This is a genomic window from Pseudomonas fluorescens (assembly GCF_902498195.1).
Lineage (GTDB): Bacteria > Pseudomonadota > Gammaproteobacteria > Pseudomonadales > Pseudomonadaceae > Aquipseudomonas > Aquipseudomonas fluorescens_BU.
Genome location: NZ_CABVIY010000002.1, coordinates 633,722 through 652,393 on the forward strand (window position 1 = coordinate 633,722; position 18,672 = coordinate 652,393).

The 18,672-nt window shown below is 60.9% G+C and carries 18 protein-coding genes; 7 read left to right on the forward strand and 11 right to left on the reverse strand.

Going from position 1 to position 18,672, the window contains the following annotated elements; all coding sequences use genetic code 11:
• The first annotated feature begins 8 nt into the window (after positions 1–8).
• Entirely contained in the window at positions 9–479 is a 471-nt protein-coding gene (recX, locus tag F8N66_RS08305; protein WP_150769715.1) for a recombination regulator RecX, read from the forward strand.
• A gap of 42 nt (positions 480–521) precedes the next feature.
• On the opposite strand, the gene F8N66_RS08310 is transcribed toward recX, so the two are convergent.
• The gene (locus F8N66_RS08310) at positions 522–1,640 is read right to left on the reverse strand and encodes an LOG family protein (RefSeq protein WP_150769716.1); all 1,119 of its coding nucleotides are present in this window, start codon (positions 1,638–1,640) and stop codon (positions 522–524) included.
• Positions 1,641–2,123: 483 nt separating this feature from the next.
• Here F8N66_RS08310 and F8N66_RS08315 point away from each other — a divergent pair, with 483 nt between their 5' ends.
• On the forward strand, positions 2,124–2,324 hold the full coding sequence (locus F8N66_RS08315) for a hypothetical protein (RefSeq protein ID WP_150769717.1): 201 nt from the start codon (positions 2,124–2,126) through the stop codon (positions 2,322–2,324).
• On the opposite strand, the gene F8N66_RS08320 is transcribed toward F8N66_RS08315, so the two are convergent.
• The gene (locus F8N66_RS08320; protein ID WP_150769718.1) at positions 2,325–2,750 is read right to left on the reverse strand and encodes a PA3611 family quorum-sensing-regulated virulence factor; all 426 of its coding nucleotides are present in this window, start codon (positions 2,748–2,750) and stop codon (positions 2,325–2,327) included.
• A 191-nt stretch (positions 2,751–2,941) separates the two neighbouring features.
• On the opposite strand from F8N66_RS08320, the gene F8N66_RS08325 reads away from it, so the two are divergent.
• The 3 genes from F8N66_RS08325 (at position 2,942) to F8N66_RS08335 (ending at position 4,965) form a co-directional block, all read left to right on the forward strand.
• Positions 2,942–3,685 carry a tRNA-uridine aminocarboxypropyltransferase gene (locus F8N66_RS08325; protein ID WP_150769719.1) on the forward strand — a complete coding sequence of 248 codons (744 nt, stop codon included), beginning with the start codon at positions 2,942–2,944 and terminating at the stop codon, positions 3,683–3,685.
• A 191-nt stretch (positions 3,686–3,876) separates the two neighbouring features.
• Positions 3,877–4,527 carry a response regulator transcription factor ErdR gene (gene erdR, locus F8N66_RS08330; RefSeq protein WP_150769720.1) on the forward strand — a complete coding sequence of 217 codons (651 nt, stop codon included), beginning with the start codon at positions 3,877–3,879 and terminating at the stop codon, positions 4,525–4,527.
• Between the two features lie 75 nt (positions 4,528–4,602).
• Positions 4,603–4,965: a diacylglycerol kinase gene (locus F8N66_RS08335; protein ID WP_150769721.1), complete on the forward strand. Its 363-nt coding sequence runs from the start codon at positions 4,603–4,605 to the stop codon at positions 4,963–4,965.
• On the opposite strand, the gene F8N66_RS08340 is transcribed toward F8N66_RS08335, so the two are convergent.
• Positions 4,962–5,888, reverse strand: a complete 927-nt coding sequence (locus F8N66_RS08340) for a LysR family transcriptional regulator (protein WP_150769722.1) — start codon at positions 5,886–5,888, stop codon at positions 4,962–4,964. The two genes, F8N66_RS08335 and F8N66_RS08340, sit on opposite strands and share 4 nt — an antisense overlap.
• Positions 5,889–6,027: 139 nt before the next feature.
• Here F8N66_RS08340 and fpr point away from each other — a divergent pair, with 139 nt between their 5' ends.
• Positions 6,028–6,807 (forward strand): ferredoxin-NADP reductase, encoded by a 780-nt coding sequence (gene fpr, locus F8N66_RS08345; RefSeq protein ID WP_008054100.1) that lies wholly within the window; start codon positions 6,028–6,030, stop codon positions 6,805–6,807.
• A gap of 133 nt (positions 6,808–6,940) precedes the next feature.
• Here the strand turns inward: fpr and tsaA are convergent, their stop codons facing one another.
• The 6 genes from tsaA to rimO form a co-directional block, all read right to left on the reverse strand.
• Entirely contained in the window at positions 6,941–7,639 is a 699-nt protein-coding gene (gene tsaA / locus F8N66_RS08350; protein WP_150770157.1) for a tRNA (N6-threonylcarbamoyladenosine(37)-N6)-methyltransferase TrmO, read from the reverse strand.
• Positions 7,640–7,824: 185 nt separating this feature from the next.
• Entirely contained in the window at positions 7,825–8,595 is a 771-nt protein-coding gene (locus F8N66_RS08355) for an SDR family oxidoreductase (RefSeq protein WP_150769723.1), read from the reverse strand.
• 215 nt (positions 8,596–8,810) lie between these two features.
• Entirely contained in the window at positions 8,811–9,281 is a 471-nt protein-coding gene (locus F8N66_RS08360) for a DUF1456 family protein (protein ID WP_046816549.1), read from the reverse strand.
• Between the two features lie 75 nt (positions 9,282–9,356).
• Complete coding sequence (locus F8N66_RS08365; protein ID WP_150769724.1) at positions 9,357–10,067, reverse strand: rRNA pseudouridine synthase; 711 nt, start codon at positions 10,065–10,067, stop codon at positions 9,357–9,359.
• Positions 10,068–10,257: 190 nt separating this feature from the next.
• Entirely contained in the window at positions 10,258–10,731 is a 474-nt protein-coding gene (locus F8N66_RS08370; protein ID WP_150769725.1) for a GNAT family N-acetyltransferase, read from the reverse strand.
• A 123-nt stretch (positions 10,732–10,854) separates the two neighbouring features.
• Entirely contained in the window at positions 10,855–12,192 is a 1,338-nt protein-coding gene (gene rimO, locus F8N66_RS08375; RefSeq protein ID WP_150769726.1) for a 30S ribosomal protein S12 methylthiotransferase RimO, read from the reverse strand.
• A gap of 288 nt (positions 12,193–12,480) precedes the next feature.
• Between rimO and F8N66_RS08385 the strand changes: the two genes are divergently transcribed.
• Complete coding sequence (locus tag F8N66_RS08385) at positions 12,481–14,382, forward strand: potassium transporter Kup (RefSeq protein ID WP_150769728.1); 1,902 nt, start codon at positions 12,481–12,483, stop codon at positions 14,380–14,382.
• A 259-nt stretch (positions 14,383–14,641) separates the two neighbouring features.
• On the opposite strand, the gene F8N66_RS08395 is transcribed toward F8N66_RS08385, so the two are convergent.
• Both F8N66_RS08395 and mprF read right to left on the reverse strand, forming a co-directional pair.
• Positions 14,642–15,940 (reverse strand): virulence factor family protein, encoded by a 1,299-nt coding sequence (locus tag F8N66_RS08395; protein ID WP_150769729.1) that lies wholly within the window; start codon positions 15,938–15,940, stop codon positions 14,642–14,644.
• On the reverse strand, positions 15,940–18,546 hold the full coding sequence (gene mprF / locus F8N66_RS08400) for a bifunctional lysylphosphatidylglycerol flippase/synthetase MprF (RefSeq protein WP_412070722.1): 2,607 nt from the start codon (positions 18,544–18,546) through the stop codon (positions 15,940–15,942). The genes F8N66_RS08395 and mprF overlap by 1 nt, the downstream gene beginning before the upstream one ends.
• Positions 18,547–18,672: the final 126 nt, after the last annotated feature.

The following is an 18,672-nucleotide window of genomic DNA, read 5'->3' on the forward strand; positions in this document are numbered from 1 at the left end:
TTGCTCCGATGACGACCGCCGTACTTGATACACTCGTCGCGGTGCGGCGAACCGCCATGGACCTGCTCGCGCGACGCGAGCACGGTCGAGTCGAGCTGACGCGTAAACTGCGTCAGCGCGGCGCTCTCCCCGAAATGATCGACTCAGCACTCGATCGATTGACGGAAGAGGGTCTTCTCTCCGAATCCCGTTACCTCGAAAGCTTCGTTTCCTACCGTGCACGTGCCGGTTACGGCCCTTTACGCATTCGTGAAGAGTTGAGCCAGCGCGGCTTGCAGCGTGTTGATATCGAACTCGCCTTGCGCGAGAGCGGTATCGACTGGCAGGGGCAATTGGAAGACACCTGGCGGCGCAAGTTCTCCGGGCAGTTACCGATAGATGCACGGGAACGTGCCAAGCAGGGCAGGTTCCTCGCGTATCGGGGATATTCCATGGAAATGATCAGCCGCTTGTTCAACGGCCGAGGAATGGACGATTGACTGAAACGGCTCGCTATTTGATAGCGGGCCGTTTTTTTTGCCTCAGGTAACCTTCGAAGGCTCCCGCGCACGCTGTGGCGCCTGCTGCTGGGAGGGCGCCCAGTTTTCCGGCAAGTTGATGTAATCCACCAGTTCACGCAAGCGGCCATGATTACGGGCGTTGAAGGTGAAGGCCAGTCGAGCCAGGTGACTGAATTGCGCTTCGTCGTGCTCCTCGCCGTCGTAGGCATGCTGATGGAAATGGTCGCTCAGGCACAGGTCGGCAAATGCCGCCTGCATGTGTTCGAGCGCGGGATCGCTGAGTTTGTGGTTCATGCGGATCACGAACTGATGCTTGAGCCATCGGCTTGAGTGGAAGTTGCTGTAGAACTGGTTGATGTGTTCGACAGCTTCCTCGGCGCTGTAGACCAGTCGCACCAGTTTCATGTCAGTGGGAAGGATGTAGCGGTTTTCCTCAAGCTGCTGATGGATGAAGTCCAGCGCCCCTTGCCAGAATTTGCCACCTGGCACATCCAGCAACACCACCGGCACCAGCGGGCTTTTGCCGGTCTGGATCAGTGTCAGCACCTCCAGTGCTTCATCCAGGGTGCCGAACCCGCCAGGGCACAGCACCAGTGCATCGGCTTCCTTGACGAAGAACAGCTTGCGGGTAAAGAAGAAGTGGAAGGGCAGCAGGTTGCTGGTGCCATTGACCGTGGGGTTGGCGTGTTGTTCGAAGGGCAGGGTGATGTTGAATCCCAGGCTGTGCGCCAGGCCAGCACCTTCGTGAGCCGCTGCCATGATGCCGCCACCTGCGCCCGTGATCACCATCATGTCCGAGCGTGCCAGTGCACTACCCAGTTCCCGTGCCATAGCGTACAGCGGGTGTTCCACGGGGGTGCGAGCCGAGCCGAACACCGTGACTTTGCGCCGGCCCTTGAATTGCTCCAGTACACGGAACGCGTGCTCCAGTTCGCGCAGGGCTTGTAGAGTGATCTTGGCATTCCAGCGGTTGTGGTCTTCCTGGGCCATTCGCAGCACGGTCAGGATCATGTCGCGGTAGATGGGGATGTTCGGGCTGTTGGGGGAAACCAGGGTGAGTTGTTCTTCGACCTTGCTGATCAGGTCGTGGCCGCTTTCTTGAAAATGACGGCTCAGGAGGTCATTCGGTTGGTAAGGCATTCAACTTCTCCTTCTGCACAGAACCCTCGGCGCCGACGACGCATTCGTCGATACCACGACACGTCATGTATCGCTGTCTGCCCAAGCCCATGCCTGGGCGATCCACTTGACCCTGATAATCATCGGGTCATCCATACAGGCTCTGTTTTTCCCTTGGATGAAAGAAAACATTCGCACAACGAACGCGTTTTGGGCGGCCCCTTTCCTGCCCTGAAAAAATCGACTGGATTACTCTGAAATCTAGACCCTTGCAGGGATTTGCGCTGCCTTGATGATTGCGCCGCAAAGTCTTTCCTGGCAACCGCTTATTGACGATTTGCAAGGTGGTTTCACCGCTCGTCAGAACGTTCGCCGAGAGTTCTGCTGTCTGATTTACTAAGTTACAGGCGTCATGCGACAGCTTTGCGTCAATGGCAGGGCGCACGGTATAGCGGTTCAGGGATTAATCGCTCAACAAGAGCGAGGAGCAAGGAGGCGGTAGCCATGGCCAGAGTCATTCTGGAAATAGAGATCGATACGCAGCTGTATCGGTTGCTGAAGTCATCGGCCGAGATCAATCATGTGAGTCTCGAGGAGGAGTGTTGCCGACGACTGGAGGGAGCAGAGCGGCGCTCGCGTTACTTGCAGGCATTGCTGGCGGATCTGCGCGCCGAGGATGAGCAGCGGCGCGCCAAGTCCAGATAGTTACTTCTTCTTCACCGGTGCGGCTTTCGGGCAATCCGACTCCTGGAAGCTTGCGGAACCGACCGGGCGATTGGTCTTCACCTCGGTGAAGTCATAGCGCATGACCGCGCCCTTCTTCATCAGCTTGCGGAACCCTTCATTCCTGCACACGGACGCGCCAAGCTGGAAATACACGGCTTTGGGATCCGCGCGCATCTTCTGCGCATGGCTGCTCTGTACGCTCAGGTGGTTGATCAGCACGTTGCCTTCGGCGGTGTAGCCTTGGTCAAGAATGTCTTCATTGATGGCCCGAGGCGTGCCAACACTGCTTTGCGCGGCGACGTTGCGCAGTTCTCTGTTCAGATTCTGCTCACTCAGGGACGCAGCCTGAGCGTTGAAGGACGACGCCAGCAGAATGGCAGCGGTGGGAACGATAAGGCGCAGCATGAAACTCTCCTGGTTCAGTGACTGGTGGTTCGACCAGCCACGTGACTGTGCGTTCAGTGGCGGCGAATTATAGGGGAGCCGGTCTGGACGGTACAGGCTCGCGCCATCCGCTCTGGTAAACTGCCGGCCTTTACATTGCCAAGCCGAGTGCTGTTCGTGTCGAGTTTCCCTGTCTGCCGGTGTTGCCCACGATGAATCACGCCCCCAACGCCGTCGCCCGCCTGCGCGATCAGCGTGAAGAAGAAGGTATCAAGCCGATCCAGGCCCGCGGCTGGCGCGCCACCCGCTGCCGTGCCTGTCGTGTGATCGAAAGTCATTGCCTGTGCGCCTGGCGTCCACAGGTCGAGACCCGTTCCGGGGTCTGCCTGATCATGACCGGCAAGGAGGTGTTCAAGCCGAGCAATACCGGTTGGCTGATCGCCGATGTGGTGCGCGATAACCATGCATTCATCTGGTCGCGGACCGAAGTCGATCAACAGTTGCTGGCCTTGTTGTCCGATCCGCAATGGCAGCCTTACCTGGTGTTCCCGGGCGAATATGTAGAGCCCGAGCGCGTCACCCACAGTGTGGCGGTCGACAGTGCCAGGCGTCCGTTGTTCATTCTGCTGGACGCGACCTGGACCGAAGCCCGGAAGATTTTCCGCAAAAGCCCTTATTTCGATGCGTTGCCGATTCTTAGCCTGTTGCCTGAAAAACTCTCGCGCTATCAATTGCGCCGCTCGACCCGCAGCGAACACCTGTGCACTGCGGAAGTCGCGGCGTTGTGCCTGGATCTGGCGGGTGATGTGCAGGCGTCGTCGGCACTGGAGGCTTATTTCGACGTGTTCAGCCAGCATTACCTCGGAGCCAAGCGCCAACTCGAAATGAACGTTGAAACACCGGCGCATGCCGAGTTGTTGCCATTTGTGCGCAATGCCGTCCCGGCCGTGGGCTGATTGTCGCCCATACTGCAAAAGACTGTACTGGCCATGTCGCTTGACCACCCCGGTTTCGCTGGGCATGCTTGGCGCCGATTGGGGCGCGGCCGGAGTTTGATACGCCGTCTGGATTGGTGTTGAACGTGCCCTGTTGGTGCAGCTCCGTGGCTGTACCTCGAGTTGTTTGAAAAAACAGGATCATTTGAAAAATGGCCACATACGAAATCCTGATCGCCGATGACCACCCGCTTTTTCGTTCCGCCTTGCATCAAGCGTTGACCCTCGGGCTTGGTCCGGATGTCCGTCTGGTGGAAGTGGCGAGCATTGCCGAGCTGGAAACCCGCCTGACCGAGAAGGCCGACTGGGACCTGGTGCTGCTGGACCTGAACATGCCGGGGGCGTACGGTTTTTCCGGGCTGGTGCTGTTGCGCGGCCAGTACCCGCAGATTCCGGTGGTGATGGTCTCGGCCCAGGAAGAAGCCTCGGTGATGGTCAAGTCCCGTGAGTTCGGCGCCAGTGGCTTCATTCCCAAGTCCAGCGACCTGAGCGTGATCCAGAAGGCCGTGCGTGCCGTGCTGGATGGCGACGTGTACTGGCCACCGCAGGCATTCGAAGCGGTCAGCGTTTCCGATGAAGCCAAGGCAGCCAGTGAAGGCCTTGCCAGTCTCACGCCGCAGCAGTTCCGTGTATTGACCATGGTCTGCGAAGGCTTGCTGAACAAGCAGATCGCCTATGAGTTGAGTGTGTCCGAGGCGACCATCAAGGCCCACGTCACGGCGATTTTCCGCAAGCTGAACGTGCGAACCCGTACCCAGGCAGCGTTGCTCCTGCAACAACTTGAGTCAATTTCGAGCCACTAAGGGCTGGCGTCTTCACGCTTTTTTGACTTGGGTTAATCTAGCTTTTCCACTCCCTTTTGGTCAGTTGCCTACTCTATGTCCCCATTCAAAGGCCAGACCGGCCTGAAACGCATCCTCAATGCCTCCGGCTACTCCTTTGATGGCCTGCGTGCCGCTTTTACCGGCGAAGCCGCTTTCCGGCAGCTGGTGTTGCTCAACGTCATCCTGATTCCCTTGTCGTTCTTCCTGAACGTCAGTCGCGTCGAGCAGGCGTTGCTGATTGCGGTCTGCCTGTTGGCCCTGATCGTCGAGTTGCTCAACTCGGCCGTGGAAGCGGCCATCGACCGCATTTCCCTTGAACGGCATCCACTGTCGAAGAACGCCAAAGACATGGGCAGCGCCGCGCAAATGGTGGCGTTGACCATGATCGCGCTGGTGTGGGCGGTGATTCTGCTTTAAGCGATGGTCGGCAGCACGATCTCGTCGCTGCGCTGGACCCCGGCGGTGAAGGCGCGGCACAGATCGAGGAACTCGCGCATCGCCGAGGTCTGGTATTTCTGTTTGTGCCAGATGAAGTAGAACTGCCGCGCCAGGTCCAGGTCCGGCGTCTCCACCGGCACCAGGCTGCCACGGCGAAAGGCGTCGCGCAGTGCCAGCCGCGAGATGCAGCCAATCCCCAGGCCGGACTCCACCGCGCGCTTGATCGCTTCGGTGTGTTCCAGTTCCAGGCGAATGTTCAGCGCGCTGCGGTGATGGCGCATGGCCTGATCGAAGGTCAGGCGAGTTCCCGAGCCTTGCTCACGCAGGATCCAGGCTTCATGGCTCAGCTCTTCCATGGTCGCGATGCCCCGCTGGGCCAGGGGATGCTGGGGCGCGCAAAACACCACCAGCTCATCCTCGACCCAGCTCTGCACTTCGATGTCCGGATGGCTGCAGTCGCCTTCAATCAGACCCAGGTCAATTTCGTAATGGGCCACCTGCTGCACAATATTGGCGGTGTTCTGTACATGGAGCTTCACCTGGCTTTCCGGGTGGCGCTGCATGAAACCGCCGATCAGCAGGGTGGCCAGGTAGTTGCCAATGGTCAGGGTCGCGCCCACCGCCAATGAGCCGAAACCGGACTTGCCGTTGAGCAGGTCTTCGATTTCCTTGGCCTGGTCGAGCATCGCCACCGCTTGCGGCAGCAGCTGTTTACCGAGCGCGTTGAGGCTCAGCCGTTTACCGGCACGGTCGAACAGCTGGCAGCTGGACTGGCGCTCCAGTTCGGTGATCGAGGTGCTCGCCGCCGATTGTGAAAGGTTGAGCAGGCCTGCGGCACGGGACACGCTTTCCTGCTGGGCAACGGCGACGAATACTTGAAGTTGACGGAGAGTAAATCGCATATCGATATAACCGATAACCCTTATCTTAATAATCCATTTAACAGATATTCTCGCTGCTATTAGAATGCGATGCAATTGCGCACCGCTATTCTGGCTTGTGAAGCGCAGGCGCAGACAAAATCTCCAGGAGTCCCCGTACATGAGCAACATGAACCACGAGCGTGTCCTCAGTGTTCATCACTGGAACGACACTCTGTTCAGCTTCAAGTGCACCCGTGATCCGGGCCTGCGCTTCGAGAACGGTCAGTTCGTGATGATCGGCCTGCAACAACCCAATGGCCGCCCGCTTATGCGCGCTTACTCGATTGCCAGCCCGAACTGGGAAGAGCATCTCGAGTTTTTCAGCATCAAGGTGCCAGATGGTCCGCTGACTTCCCAGTTGCAGCACCTCAAGGAAGGCGACGAGATCATCATCAGCAAGAAGCCTACCGGCACGCTGGTGCTGGATGACCTGAAGCCTGGCAAGCACCTGTACCTGCTCAGCACCGGTACCGGCCTGGCGCCGTTCATGAGCGTCATCCAGGACCCGGAAACCTACGAGCGTTTCGAAAAAGTGATCCTGTGCCACGGCGTGCGTTACGTCAACGAAGTCGCCTACCGCGAGTTCATCACCGAGCACCTGCCGCAGAACGAGTTCTTCGGCGACGCCCTGCGTGACAAGTTGATCTACTACCCGACCGTAACCCGCGAGCCGTTCGAAAACGAAGGCCGCCTGACCGACCTGATGCGCAGCGGCAAGCTGTTCAGCGACATCGGTCTGCCGCCGATTAACCCGCAGGACGACCGCGCCATGCTGTGCGGCAGCCCGAGCATGCTCGACGAAACCAGCGAAGTGCTGAACAGCTTCGGCCTGAAGGTTTCGCCGCGGATGCGCGAGCCGGGTGATTACCTGATCGAGCGTGCGTTCGTCGAGAAATAAGAGCACCGCTCAGCCGCGTTGCTTTACCTGTGGGAGCGAGCCTGCTCGCGAAGAGGATGTACCAGTCGGCATTGATGTTGACTGACACACCCCCTTTCGCGAGCAGGCTCGCTCCCACAGTGGTTTGTGGCGTTCAGATCTTTGCGGGAATCACTTCGAGCACGCGGATCAGCTCCGGCGTCGGGTAGTGCCAGCGCACATCCAGGTCCCAGAACTGCGCACCGTATTCCCGCTCCGGCGCCGGTGTCTGGTAAGCGGGGCGCGGATCCTGCGCCAAACATTGCTCAATCAACTCAACCAACGGCTCTGCAAGGCGTTGAGCGTGACCGTGAGCCTGATGCAGCGCACTCTCCGTCCACTGCACGGGAATCAGCCGTGGCGCGGCGCTGGCGATGTTGTTGGAGGCTGCATCGATGATGTCGGCGTAAGGCACATAGGGTTTGATATCCAGAACCGGTGTGCCATCCAGCAGATCGATGCCGGATATCCAAAGGCGATTGGCTTCGACCTTGTCCAGTTTCACCACGGATTGGCCAATGCCGTTAGGGCGGTGGGTGGCGCGGGTGGCAAACACGCCCATGGATTTGTTACCGCCCAGGCGAGGCGGGCGCACTTTGAGGCGCGGCTTGTCCTCCAGGGCTTGATGAAACAGGAACAGCAGCCAGACATGGCTGACCTGCTCCAGTCCCTGCACCGCATCGCCCTGGTCGAATGGTGCCACCAATTCCAGGACGCCGCGCGCGGCCGGGGCCAGTTGGGGTTGGCGCGGGATGGCGAACTTCTCCTTGAAGCAGGAACGCACGAAGCCGATGGGGGAAACGCTGTAGGTCATGGTGGGCGGTCGAGGCGGGATGAGGGTGGGCATGATAACCCGATCGACTTGTGTTCAGTGTTGGCTGTGCTGGCCCTTTCGCGAGCAGGCTCGCTCCCACAGTGGATCTGTGTCGGACACAAAATTTGTGAACACCGATTCCCCTTGTGGGAGCGGGCTTGCTCGCGAACGCCGCACCGCCAATCTCAGAGGCTGAACCCTCCATCCAGCGGAATGATGTTACCGGTCATATACGCCCCGGCCGTACTCGCCAGGCTGATCGCCAGCGCCGCCATTTCCTCCTCGCGCCCCCAGCGCTTCATCGGGATCAGTGCCGTGTCCTGCGCCAATGCCTGCTCATCATTGCCGATGTGTTGGGTCATCTTGCTCGGAAAGCGCCCCGGTGCGATCACGTTGACGTTGATGTGCTGGCTCACCAGTTCCCGTGCCAGGATTCGCGAAAGCTGATGCAGCGCCGCCTTGCTTGGCCCATAGGCATAGGCCTGTTCGCCGAAGGATGAAATCCCGGCAACCGAGCCGATGTTGATGACCCGTGCCGGATTCGCAGGCGAGCCGGCCTTGCGCAGCAACGGCAGGAATTGCTGGATGCAATTGAATACCGATGTCACGTTGAGCTGCATGACCTTTTCCCAGCCTTTGATGGGGTAGCTCTCCAGAGGGGCGCCCCAGGTGGTGCCGGCGTTATTGACCAGAATGTCGAGGTGGGTGATCTGCTCGCCCAGCCGCGTGGCCAGCTGCAACACGCCTTCTTCGGTGGCGAGGTTGGCCGCTACGCCATGGCAGCGTCCGAAGGCACCGAGTTCATCCGCCGTTTGCTGGCAGGCTTCGGCATCGCGGGCGCAGACGTACACGGTGGCGCCGGCTTCGACATAAGCCTTGGCGATCATTTTGCCGATACCACGGGTGCCGCCGGTCACCAGCGCGGTGCGGCCTTGTAGGGAAAAATAGGGATGCATGGCAAATCCTGAAGACTGAGGGTCATTACACCCTAGTCGCCAGCCGCCGGAAGCGGAGCCACTATTTTTATGCGGAATGGGGGGCCATTCGGACCTGTAGGCGCTGCCGAGCTTGGCGAGGCTGTGATCTTTCAAATTTCAGCTGGTTGAAAAGATCAAGAGATCGCAGCCTCGCTACGCTCGACAGCTCCTACTGGTCAGAGGCGTGTTGCACGTTACTGTGGGCGCACGCGCAGGGTCAGGCCCTTGAGGAAGTTACGCAGCAACTGGTCGCCGCACGGGCGGTAGTTGGTGTGGCCGAACTTGCGGAACAGTGCGCTCAGTTCCGGCTTGGACACCGGGAACTCGGCGGCCTTGAGGATCGCGTGCATGTCGTCTTCCTTCAGTTCGAAGGCCACGCGCAGCTTTTTCAGAATGATGTTGTTGGTCACCGGGACTTCGATCGGCTGCGGCGGACGGCTTTCATCCTTGCCGCGCTTGAAGATCACCAGGCCGTCGAGGAAGTGCGCCATGACTTCGTCCGGGCAGCGCACGAAGCCTTCTTCGTCCTCTTCTTTCTTGTCAAGGTACGTCAGGAGGTCTGGCAGGGTCACGTCCATGCCGCCGAGCTTGATGATCTCGATGACCTTCTTGTCGCTGATGTCGAGCATGTAGCGCACGCTGCGCAGTACGTCGTTATGAATCATGTAGGCAGTCCTGATATTCAGCTGTGGGCGTCGCGTCCAGGCGCGACACCGAAATGTGTGGCGGCGTGAAAAGCCTTAGAACTTCTCTTTGCCGGACAGGTAGCGCCATTGCCCCAGGGGCACCTTGCCGATGGACACGCCGCCGATACGGATGCGGCGGATGGCCACGACCTTCAGGCCGACCGCCTGGCAGAACAGGGCGATCACCCCCGGTTGCGGGTTCTTCATGGCGAAACGCAGGCGGTTTTCGTTCTGCCAGCTGGCCTTGACCGCCGGGAGTTCCTTGCCCTTGTACGTCAGGCCGTGTTGCAGGCGATTGAGGCCATGCTCGACCATGTCGCCTTCAACCTCGACCACGTATTCCTGCTCGATCTTGCTGGCATCGGCCGTGAGCTTGCGCAGAATCTTCCAGTCCTGGGTGAACACCAGCAGGCCGCTGGCATTGGCCTGCAGGTCGGTGCTGGCGGTCAGGCGCTGGAAGTGGCCCTTGAGCGGGCGTTTGCCGTAGCGATGTTCTTCGCTCAGGGTTTCGGCGGTGATGGTCGCCATGGCGCTGTCCGCGTCCATGCCGGCGGGCACGTTGAGCAGAAGGGTCACCGGTTCCGGCGCGGTGGCCTTGGCATCCTTGTCGAGTTCGACTTTCTGGGCGCCGACCTTGAACTGCGGCTCGTCGATGACTTCGCCGTCGACGGTGACCCAGCCGCCCTCGATGAACAGCTCAGCCTCCCGACGGGAACAGCCGACGAGTTCGATGAGGCGTTTGGAGAGTCGAATCGGGTCAGTCATGACAGGGCCGTAACAAAAAAGGGGTGGGCATTGTACCTGCCTGGCGCCGGTTAATCCCGGAACCATTTTGCCGCAGGGGCTTTTTGTGGGAGCGGGCTTGCTCGCGAAAGCGGTGGAACAGCGAACATTAAGGGTGACTGACACACCGCTTTCGCGAACAAGCCCGCTCCCACAAGGGGTCTGTGTTGTGTCAGCCGTTGCGCGTCAGTTGATGCGCCTGGCGAAAGCGCATGTGCAACAACGGATACGGCTGGCCCATGCCATCAACTTCCGAACGGCCGATCACCTCGAACCCTTGCTTGAAATAAAACCCCAGGGCTTGCGGGTTCTGTTCGTTGACGTCCAGTTGATCGGCATTGAGGTGTTCCATGGCATAGCGCAACAACTGCTTGCCCAGTCCCTGGCCACGATGCGCCGGATCAATGAAGAGCATTTCGATCTTGCCCGCCGCGACGCCGGCGAACCCGGTGATGCGCTGGCGCGCGTCTTTGGTGCAGATCAGCATCACGGCGTCGAGGTAACGGGTCAGCACCAGGTTTTTCAGCAGTTCGATGTAGCTGTCCGGCAGAAAGTCATGGGTGGCGCGTACCGACGCTTCCCAGACCTGTGTCAGTTCTTCGTAGTCGCTCAGTTTCGGTGTGTGGATAACCGAATGTCGGCGCATGCCCGCCTGCTCCTTCTTTTCACAACCGGCTGTAAAGGGTGAGAGTCCATTCCACACAAAACGATAGCCGTAAAAAAGCCCCGCATCTCGTCAAGAGAGCGGGGCTTTTCATATTTTTTTCGTTTAGATCTGTTCGGCCCAGAGGTCGTATTCGTCGGCGTCGGTCACTTTGCACCAGACCTTGTCGCCCGGCTTGAGGTTGCTGCCGTTGTCGATGAACACGTTGCCGTCGATTTCCGGGGCATCGAAGAAGCAGCGGCCGACCGCGCCCTGCTCGTCGACTTCATCGACCAGGACTTCGATCTCGCGGCCGATGCGCATTTGCAGGCGTGCCGAGCTGATGGCCTGCTGGTGCGCCATGAAGCGCTCCCAACGGTCCTGCTTGACGTCATCCGGCACCACGTCCAGGTCCAGGTCGTTGGCGGGCGCGCCTTCGACTGGCGAGTACTGGAAGCAGCCGACGCGATCGAGCTGGGCTTCGGTCAGCCAGTTGAGCAGGTACTGGAAGTCTTCTTCGGTTTCGCCGGGGAAGCCGACGATGAAGGTCGAACGGATGATCAGGTCCGGGCAGATTTCGCGCCAGTTCTTGATCCGGGCCAGGGTCTTGTCTTCGAACGCCGGGCGCTTCATCGACTTCAGCACTTTCGGGCTGGCGTGCTGGAACGGGATGTCCAGGTACGGCAGGATCTTGCCGGCGGCCATCAGCGGGATCAGCTCGTCGACGTGCGGGTACGGGTAGACGTAGTGCAGGCGAACCCAGACACCGAGGGTGCTCAAGGCTTCGCAGAGTTCGGTCATGCGGGTTTTCACCGGCGCGCCGTTCCAGAAACCGGTGCGGTATTTCACGTCGACACCGTAGGCGCTGGTGTCCTGGGAGATCACCAGCAGCTCTTTCACGCCGGACTTGACCAGGCGCTGGGCCTCGTCGAGCACATCGCCGACCGGACGGCTGACCAGCTTGCCGCGCATCGACGGGATGATGCAGAAGCTGCAGCTGTGGTTGCAGCCTTCGGAAATCTTCAGGTAGGCGTAGTGGCGTGGGGTCAGCTTGATCCCTTGCGGCGGCACCAGGTCGATCAACGGGTTGTGATCCTGGCGCGGCGGCACGACTTCGTGCACGGCGTTGACCACTTGCTCGTACTGCTGCGGACCGGTCACGGCCAGCACGCTCGGGTGCACGTTGCGGATGTTGCCTTCTTCGACGCCCATGCAGCCGGTCACGATGACCTTGCCGTTTTCCTTGATGGCTTCGCCGATCACTTCCAGGGACTCGGCCTTGGCCGAATCGATGAAGCCGCAGGTGTTGACCACCACGACATCGGCGTCCTGGTAGGTGGACACGACGTCATAACCTTCCATGCGCAGCTGAGTCAGGATGCGCTCGGAGTCGACCAGTGCTTTGGGGCAACCCAGGGATACGAAGCCAACCTTTGGATTGGCCGGCGCAGGAGTGGTGGACATGTCTAACCTCGGTATTTGTGACGCCTCCAGCCGACAACGGCAAGGCGACAAACGGGCGCTTTGCTGCGCCTCTGATCAAAAAGTGCGCAATTCTAGCGATGGGAAGCGCTCTTGACCAGCTTTATGCAGGGAAATACGACGAGTGCTGCGCTATGCTTCGCGCCGTTGGGCTTTACCGATTTTTTACAGTCAACAAAACGTCTGTAACAACAGGTAAAACAGCGCATGCTGCAATACAAAGCATAGTGCTTCGTTCGAAGAAGCCGGTTTGGGAATCAGGAGTGTTGGATGGGTCAGGCAAGTAGTCACGCGGCGGGCGCCGAGCATTCGGCGGCGAAGCCGATCGGCATGCTGGTGGCGGCGGTCGGGGTGGTGTATGGCGATATCGGCACGAGTCCGTTGTACACCCTCAAAGAAGTGTTCTCCGGCGGCTATGGCGTGCCTGTGAACCATGACGGCGTGTTGGGCATTCTGGCGCTGATCTTCTGGTCGCTGATCTGGGTCGTATCGATCAAATACATGATGTTCGTGCTGCGCGCCGACAACCAGGGCGAAGGCGGGATCATGGCCTTGACCGCGCTGGCGCGGCGGGCGGCGGCGGGGCACGCCAGATTGCGCACCTTGCTGGTGGTGTGCGGATTGATCGGCGCAGCGCTGTTCTATGGCGACAGCATGATCACCCCGGCGATTTCCGTGTTGTCGGCCATCGAGGGCCTGGGACTGGCATTCGACGGGATCGACCATTGGGTGGTGCCGCTGTCCCTGGTGGTGCTGGTCGCGTTGTTCCTGATTCAGCGCCACGGCACCGCGCGCATCGGCATCCTGTTCGGACCGATCATGGTCACCTGGTTCGTGGTGCTCGGGGCGCTGGGCGTCTACGGCATCCTCCAGCACCCGGAAGTGTTGCAAGCCATGAACCCGGTGTGGGGCGTGCGTTTCTTTATCGTGCACCCGGGCATGGGCGTGGCGATCCTCGGCGCGGTGGTGCTGGCGCTGACCGGTGCCGAAGCGCTGTACGCCGACATGGGGCACTTCGGCCGCAAGCCGATTGCCCGGGCGTGGTTCATCCTGGTGCTGCCGGCGCTGGTGCTGAACTACTTCGGCCAGGGAGCGCTGCTGCTGGGCGATCCGGAAGCGGCCCGCAACCCGTTTTACCTGCTGGCACCCAGCTGGGCGCTGATTCCGCTGGTGGGGTTGTCGACCATGGCCACGGTGATTGCCTCCCAGGCGGTGATTTCCGGGGCATTCTCCCTGACCCGACAGGCCATTCAGCTGGGCTACATCCCGCGCATGCACATCCAGCACACCTCCAGCGCCGAACAGGGTCAGATCTACATCGGGGCGGTGAACTGGTCGCTGATGGTCGGCGTGGTGCTGCTGGTGCTGGGTTTCGAGTCCTCCGGTGCCCTGGCTTCGGCCTACGGTGTGGCGGTGACCGGCACCATGCTGATGACCAGTATTCTGGTGTCGGCGGTGATATTGCTGTTGTGGAAGTGGCCACCGGTCCTGGCGGTGCCGATCCTGCTGGGTTTCCTGTTGGTGGATGGTGTGTACTTCGCCGCCAACGTGCCGAAAATCGTGCAGGGCGGGGCGTTTCCGGTGATCGCCGGTCTTGCGTTGTTTGTCCTGATGACCACCTGGAAGCGCGGCAAGCAGTTGCTGGTGGATCGTATCGACGAGGGCGGGCTGCCGCTGCCGATTTTCATCAGCAGCATCGCCGTACAACCGCCGCACCGCGTACAGGGCACGGCCGTGTTCCTCACCGCGCGACCGGACGCCGTGCCCCATGCGCTGCTGCACAACCTGCTGCATAACCAGGTGCTGCATGAGCAAGTGGTGCTGCTGACCGTGGTGTACGAAGACATCCCAAGGGTGCCGCCGAACCGCCGTTTCGAGGTCGATTCCTACGGCGAAGGTTTCTTCCGGGTGATCCTGCACTTCGGCTTCACCGACGAGCCGGACGTGCCGCAGGCGTTGAAGCTGTGCCATCTCGATGAACTGGATTTCAGTCCGATGCGCACCACGTATTTCCTCAGTCGCGAGACGGTCATCGCCTCCAAGCTCGAAGGCATGTCCCGCTGGCGCGAGGCGCTGTTCGCCTTCATGTTGCAGAACGCCAATGGCAACTTGCGCTTTTTCAACCTGCCGTTGAATCGGGTGATTGAGTTGGGGACGCAGGTGGAGATGTAAGACCCGCATCATTGAAAGCCCCCGTTGCCGTCGTGGTAGCGGGGGCTTTTTAGTGGTCGGGCGCTTGATCTGAACCCTGCGCGAATCACCTGTGGGAGCGGGCTTGCTCGCGAAGGCGGTGTCTCATTCAACGATGATGTCGACTGACACGGCCCCTTCGCGAGCAAGCCCGCTCCCACAAGGGTTCTGTGGTGTCTGCCGGGATGAAAAAGCCCCCGCTACCGTCAGGCAGCGGGGGCTTTTTTCGGCGCGGTTCAGGTCACTCCTGCGCCGTTGCTTCTTCCTTGGCCTGACGCTTCTCGATCACATCCACCAGGCGCTGGGCCAGCTTCGGGTAGTTCTCGTCGAAGTGGTGACCACCAGGCAACTGGATGGTCTCGCCCACGGCGCTCTTGTCGGTGCAGCCGCTTTCGTCGACTTCTTCTTCACCGTAGATGCACACCACTTTTTCGGCGGGCAGCTTGGCCATTTCGGGGCCGGTGGCGGCTTCCTTGCCGGCATTGCCCAACCAGCCTTCGACTTCAATTTCGAAGCTGCCGGTGCGGGCGAAGGCTAGCAGGATGATTGCATCCACGCGATTCTGCTCGGATTCGGCCAGGCGGTTGTAGATCGCCGGTAGCACATCGGCGCCGAACGAGTAGCCGGTCAGGATGAAGCGCTTGGTGCCCCATTTCTGCCGGTAGTGCTGCATCAGCTCGGCGAGGTCCAGGGCGCTTTGCTCGGGGCTCTTGTGCTGCCAGTAGTAGCGCAGGGTGTCGATGCCGACCACCGGATAGCCGATCTTGGCCATTTCGCCCGCGACATCGCGGTCCAGGTCGCGCCAGCCGCCATCACCGGACAGGAACAGGGTCACGGTGTCCTTGGCCTGGCCCGCCGGCACTTCGACCACCGGGATTTGCAGGCCGCCCGCGGCTTTGTCGCCACCGACGAGGATCTTGCGCAGTTCGTTGTTCAGCACTTGCGGCAGGTTGATGTCGTAGTCGCTGATGCTGGTTTCGGCATTGGGTTGGTCACGTACGAAGCCGGCGCTGGTGTCGTCCGGGTTGTCGTTCCAGGCCACCAGCCAGTGGCCATGAGCCGCGCTTTTCGGCAACAGGTGCGTGCAACCGCCTTTCTCCAGGGCCAGGTCCACCGAAACGGCCTGGGATTTGTCGTCCTTCTGCTCGGACAGCCAGCGCCACGCCAGCACGGCACCGGGGCCGATACCGCTGACCAGGGTCGCCGGGCCCTTGAGTTCCCTCAGGCCAGATTGCAAGGCGCGGCTTTGCAGCAGGCAGTCCTTGGGCAGAATGACCTGGACGATCTGCGCCGAACCGCTACGGCTCAGGGTCAGCAATTGTTTGTCGCTGAGTTTTTGATCTTCGTTGACGGCCACCAGCACCTGGGCGCGCGGCGTGCTGCCGGGGATGACGCGGGTCATCGCGGCACCGTCGGCCGGGGTCAACTGTTCGAGGGTCGGTTCCGGAGCCGGGCGTTTGAGGTACCAGTAGCCACCACCGAGAATCAGGGCCAGCACCACCAGCGTGCCCAATACATAGCGCAAGGAGCGTTGAATCATCAGCGTTTCACCAATCCAGTCAAGCCGCCCGCGATCAGGGCAGCAGTGTCGGCCAGGGCAACCAGCGGATCGAGTCCGGCGGGCACGGCCATATAACGGGGTTCCCAGTCAGGCTGGAATTTGTCTTTGAAGCGGCGCAAGCCTTGGAAGTTGTAGAGCTGCTCACCACGGCGGAACACCATCGAGCCCAGGCGCTGGGTCAGTGGCGCGCCGCGACGGGGTTGCAACCCCGACAACGGCACCATGCCCAGGCTGAAGCGCGCGTATCCATGATTTTTATAATGTTGAATCAGGCCGACCATCATGAACTCCATGGTCAGCTTGGGGGCTTCAGGGTGCGCGCGCATCAGGTCGAGGCTGGCCAGGTCATGGCTGTAGGTCTCGAGCAGGTTGGCGAATGCCACCGGACGCCCTTCGAAACGGATCACCGCGATGCGGAAATGCTTGAGGTAGTCATCGCTGAAACGGCCCAGGGAGAAGCCTTTCTCGCGCACGTTCTTGCCGGTCAGCCAGGCATCGGAAATCACCTTGAGCTCATCCATCGGCGCCTGGCCCGCTTCGAAGATCTCCAGCGACAGGCCATCGCGGGTGCCTCGGTTCCAGGTGTAGCGCAGGTCTTTCATCTCCTTGCCCTTGGCTTCGAGATCAAAGCGCTTGAGATCGACCCGGGCTTCTTCGCCGAGCTTGATCGCGGTCAGGCCGATGTCCATGTAATAGGGCAGGTTCTCGGCGCGTACCTGATAGAACACGGGGCGGGCGTGGTGGATGTCGCACAGGTCGCGGAACTGCCAGATCATCTCCGCCCGTTGCTGGCCCGGGCCAATCGGGTCGTACAGCGCCACCAGGCTGCGGCCACGGCGAGCGTACATCAGGAACGCCTCGTCGTTGGGGTGAAACAGCAGCGCCTTGTCACCGGTCAGTGCGAGGCCGCCATCGGGTTGCGCCGAGGCCATGAGAATCTTGCTCGCCCGCTCCAGTTCATCGGGGGTCGGCAGATGGATCACCGGGCGTGCCGTGCGCAATAGCCAGGTCAGGGACACCACCACCAGCAGCACGGCCGCCCCCAGCAGCGAGCGCAGGCCGCGCGGTGCATCGGCGTCGAGGGTGAACTGCCACCAGAGCTGGTGGCTGTACGGCACATCCTGATAGGCGAACAACAGCAGCCACATCGAGGCGCCGAGGACGCAGAGGCTGGCCACCAGGTACAGCGGCGAAAACGGCAGTTCGGTCAGGCGGCTGGGGCGATAGAACGAGCGGCGGAAAACCCCGAGCAGACTGGCGGTCAGGACCATCAGGCTGGCTTCTTCCCAGTCGAAGCCCTTGAGCAGGGAGAGCAGGGCGCCGACCAGCAACAGAATGGTGGTCAGCATCCAGGCCGCCGACAGCCGGCGGCGCAGGCCCTGGGCGAGCAGCAGGCAGAGCACGCCGATCAGGCTGGCGCCAAAGTGCGAGGCGTCGACCAGGCGATGGGGGATCAGAAAGCCGATGTGTTCCAGGCGGGTGTCGATTTCCGGGGTCGCGCCTGAAAACAGCAGCACCACGCCCGACAGAAACACCAGCACTGCCAGTATCGGTGCGGCAAGGCCCGAGGCGGCGCGCAAGGTCTGGCGCGTCTGGAACAGGCGCTGGCCTTCGCTGATGAGCAGCAGCAGGCAGGCCACCAGCATCGGCAGCACAACATAGATCAGGCGATAGAGCAGCAGGGCTGCCGCCAGTGGCGCAGCGCCGAGTGTGTCGGAGAAGGCCGCCAGCAAGATCGCTTCGAACACCCCGACGCCACCCGGCACATGACTGAGCACGCCAGCGGCCAGGGCCAGCAGATACACCAGGAGAAACGCACCGAAAGGCGGCGCTTCGGGCAACAACAGATAGAGCACGGTGGCCGCGGCAGCGACGTCGAGGGCGGTAATCACCAGTTGCAGGAAGGTCAGGCGGCGCCCCGGCAGGCGCAAGGTGCGGCGACCGACCTTGACCAACAGGTTGTCGGCATAAGGTTGTTCCGGCAGGCGACGGCGGTAGATCCCCGTCGCCAGTACGGCGAATAACAACAGTACGGCGGCTGCTACTGCGCCCAGCAGGGTTTCCGAGAGTCCCAGTGCGGCGGAGGCCCCGGGCAGGTTACTGAGCGTTGCGAGGGCGGCGAGCGGCGGCAGGGCGCAGCCGAGCGACAGGCTGGCAAACAGCGTCATGTGGGCCACTTCAGTGGCGCCCAGGCCATGACGTGCATACAGGCGATAGCGAACCGAGCCCCCCGACAGCATCGAAAGACCGATGGCATTACCGATGGCGAAGGCGGTAAAGCCGCCCAGTGCCAGGGTTCGCGGTGCCAGGTTCACGCCGGCGTAGCGACTGGCCGACCATTCGTAACCCAGCAAAATGATGAAACCTGCCACGGTCGCCCCCAGCGCACCGAGCAAGGCCGGCTTGGGGATTTCGAGAATCGAATCGTGCAGCGCGTCGAGATCGAGCTCGCTCAGCAGATGGCGGCAGGCAATCAGCGCGATCGCGAACAACAGCAGCGTGACCGCCAGGCCAATGGGCTGGCGGTATTTGCTGACGCGGTCCAGCAACCGCAACCGCTCAGCCTTGATCGGTTGTGTTGCCATCACTGTGTCTTGAGAGTCAGGTGGGGTGGCGCGCATCAATCACCTCTTGGATTGTGCGCGACAGGATGGGGGTATCCAGCCAAGTTACCAATCCCTGTAGAAAAAAATAATCACAAATAGTAACGC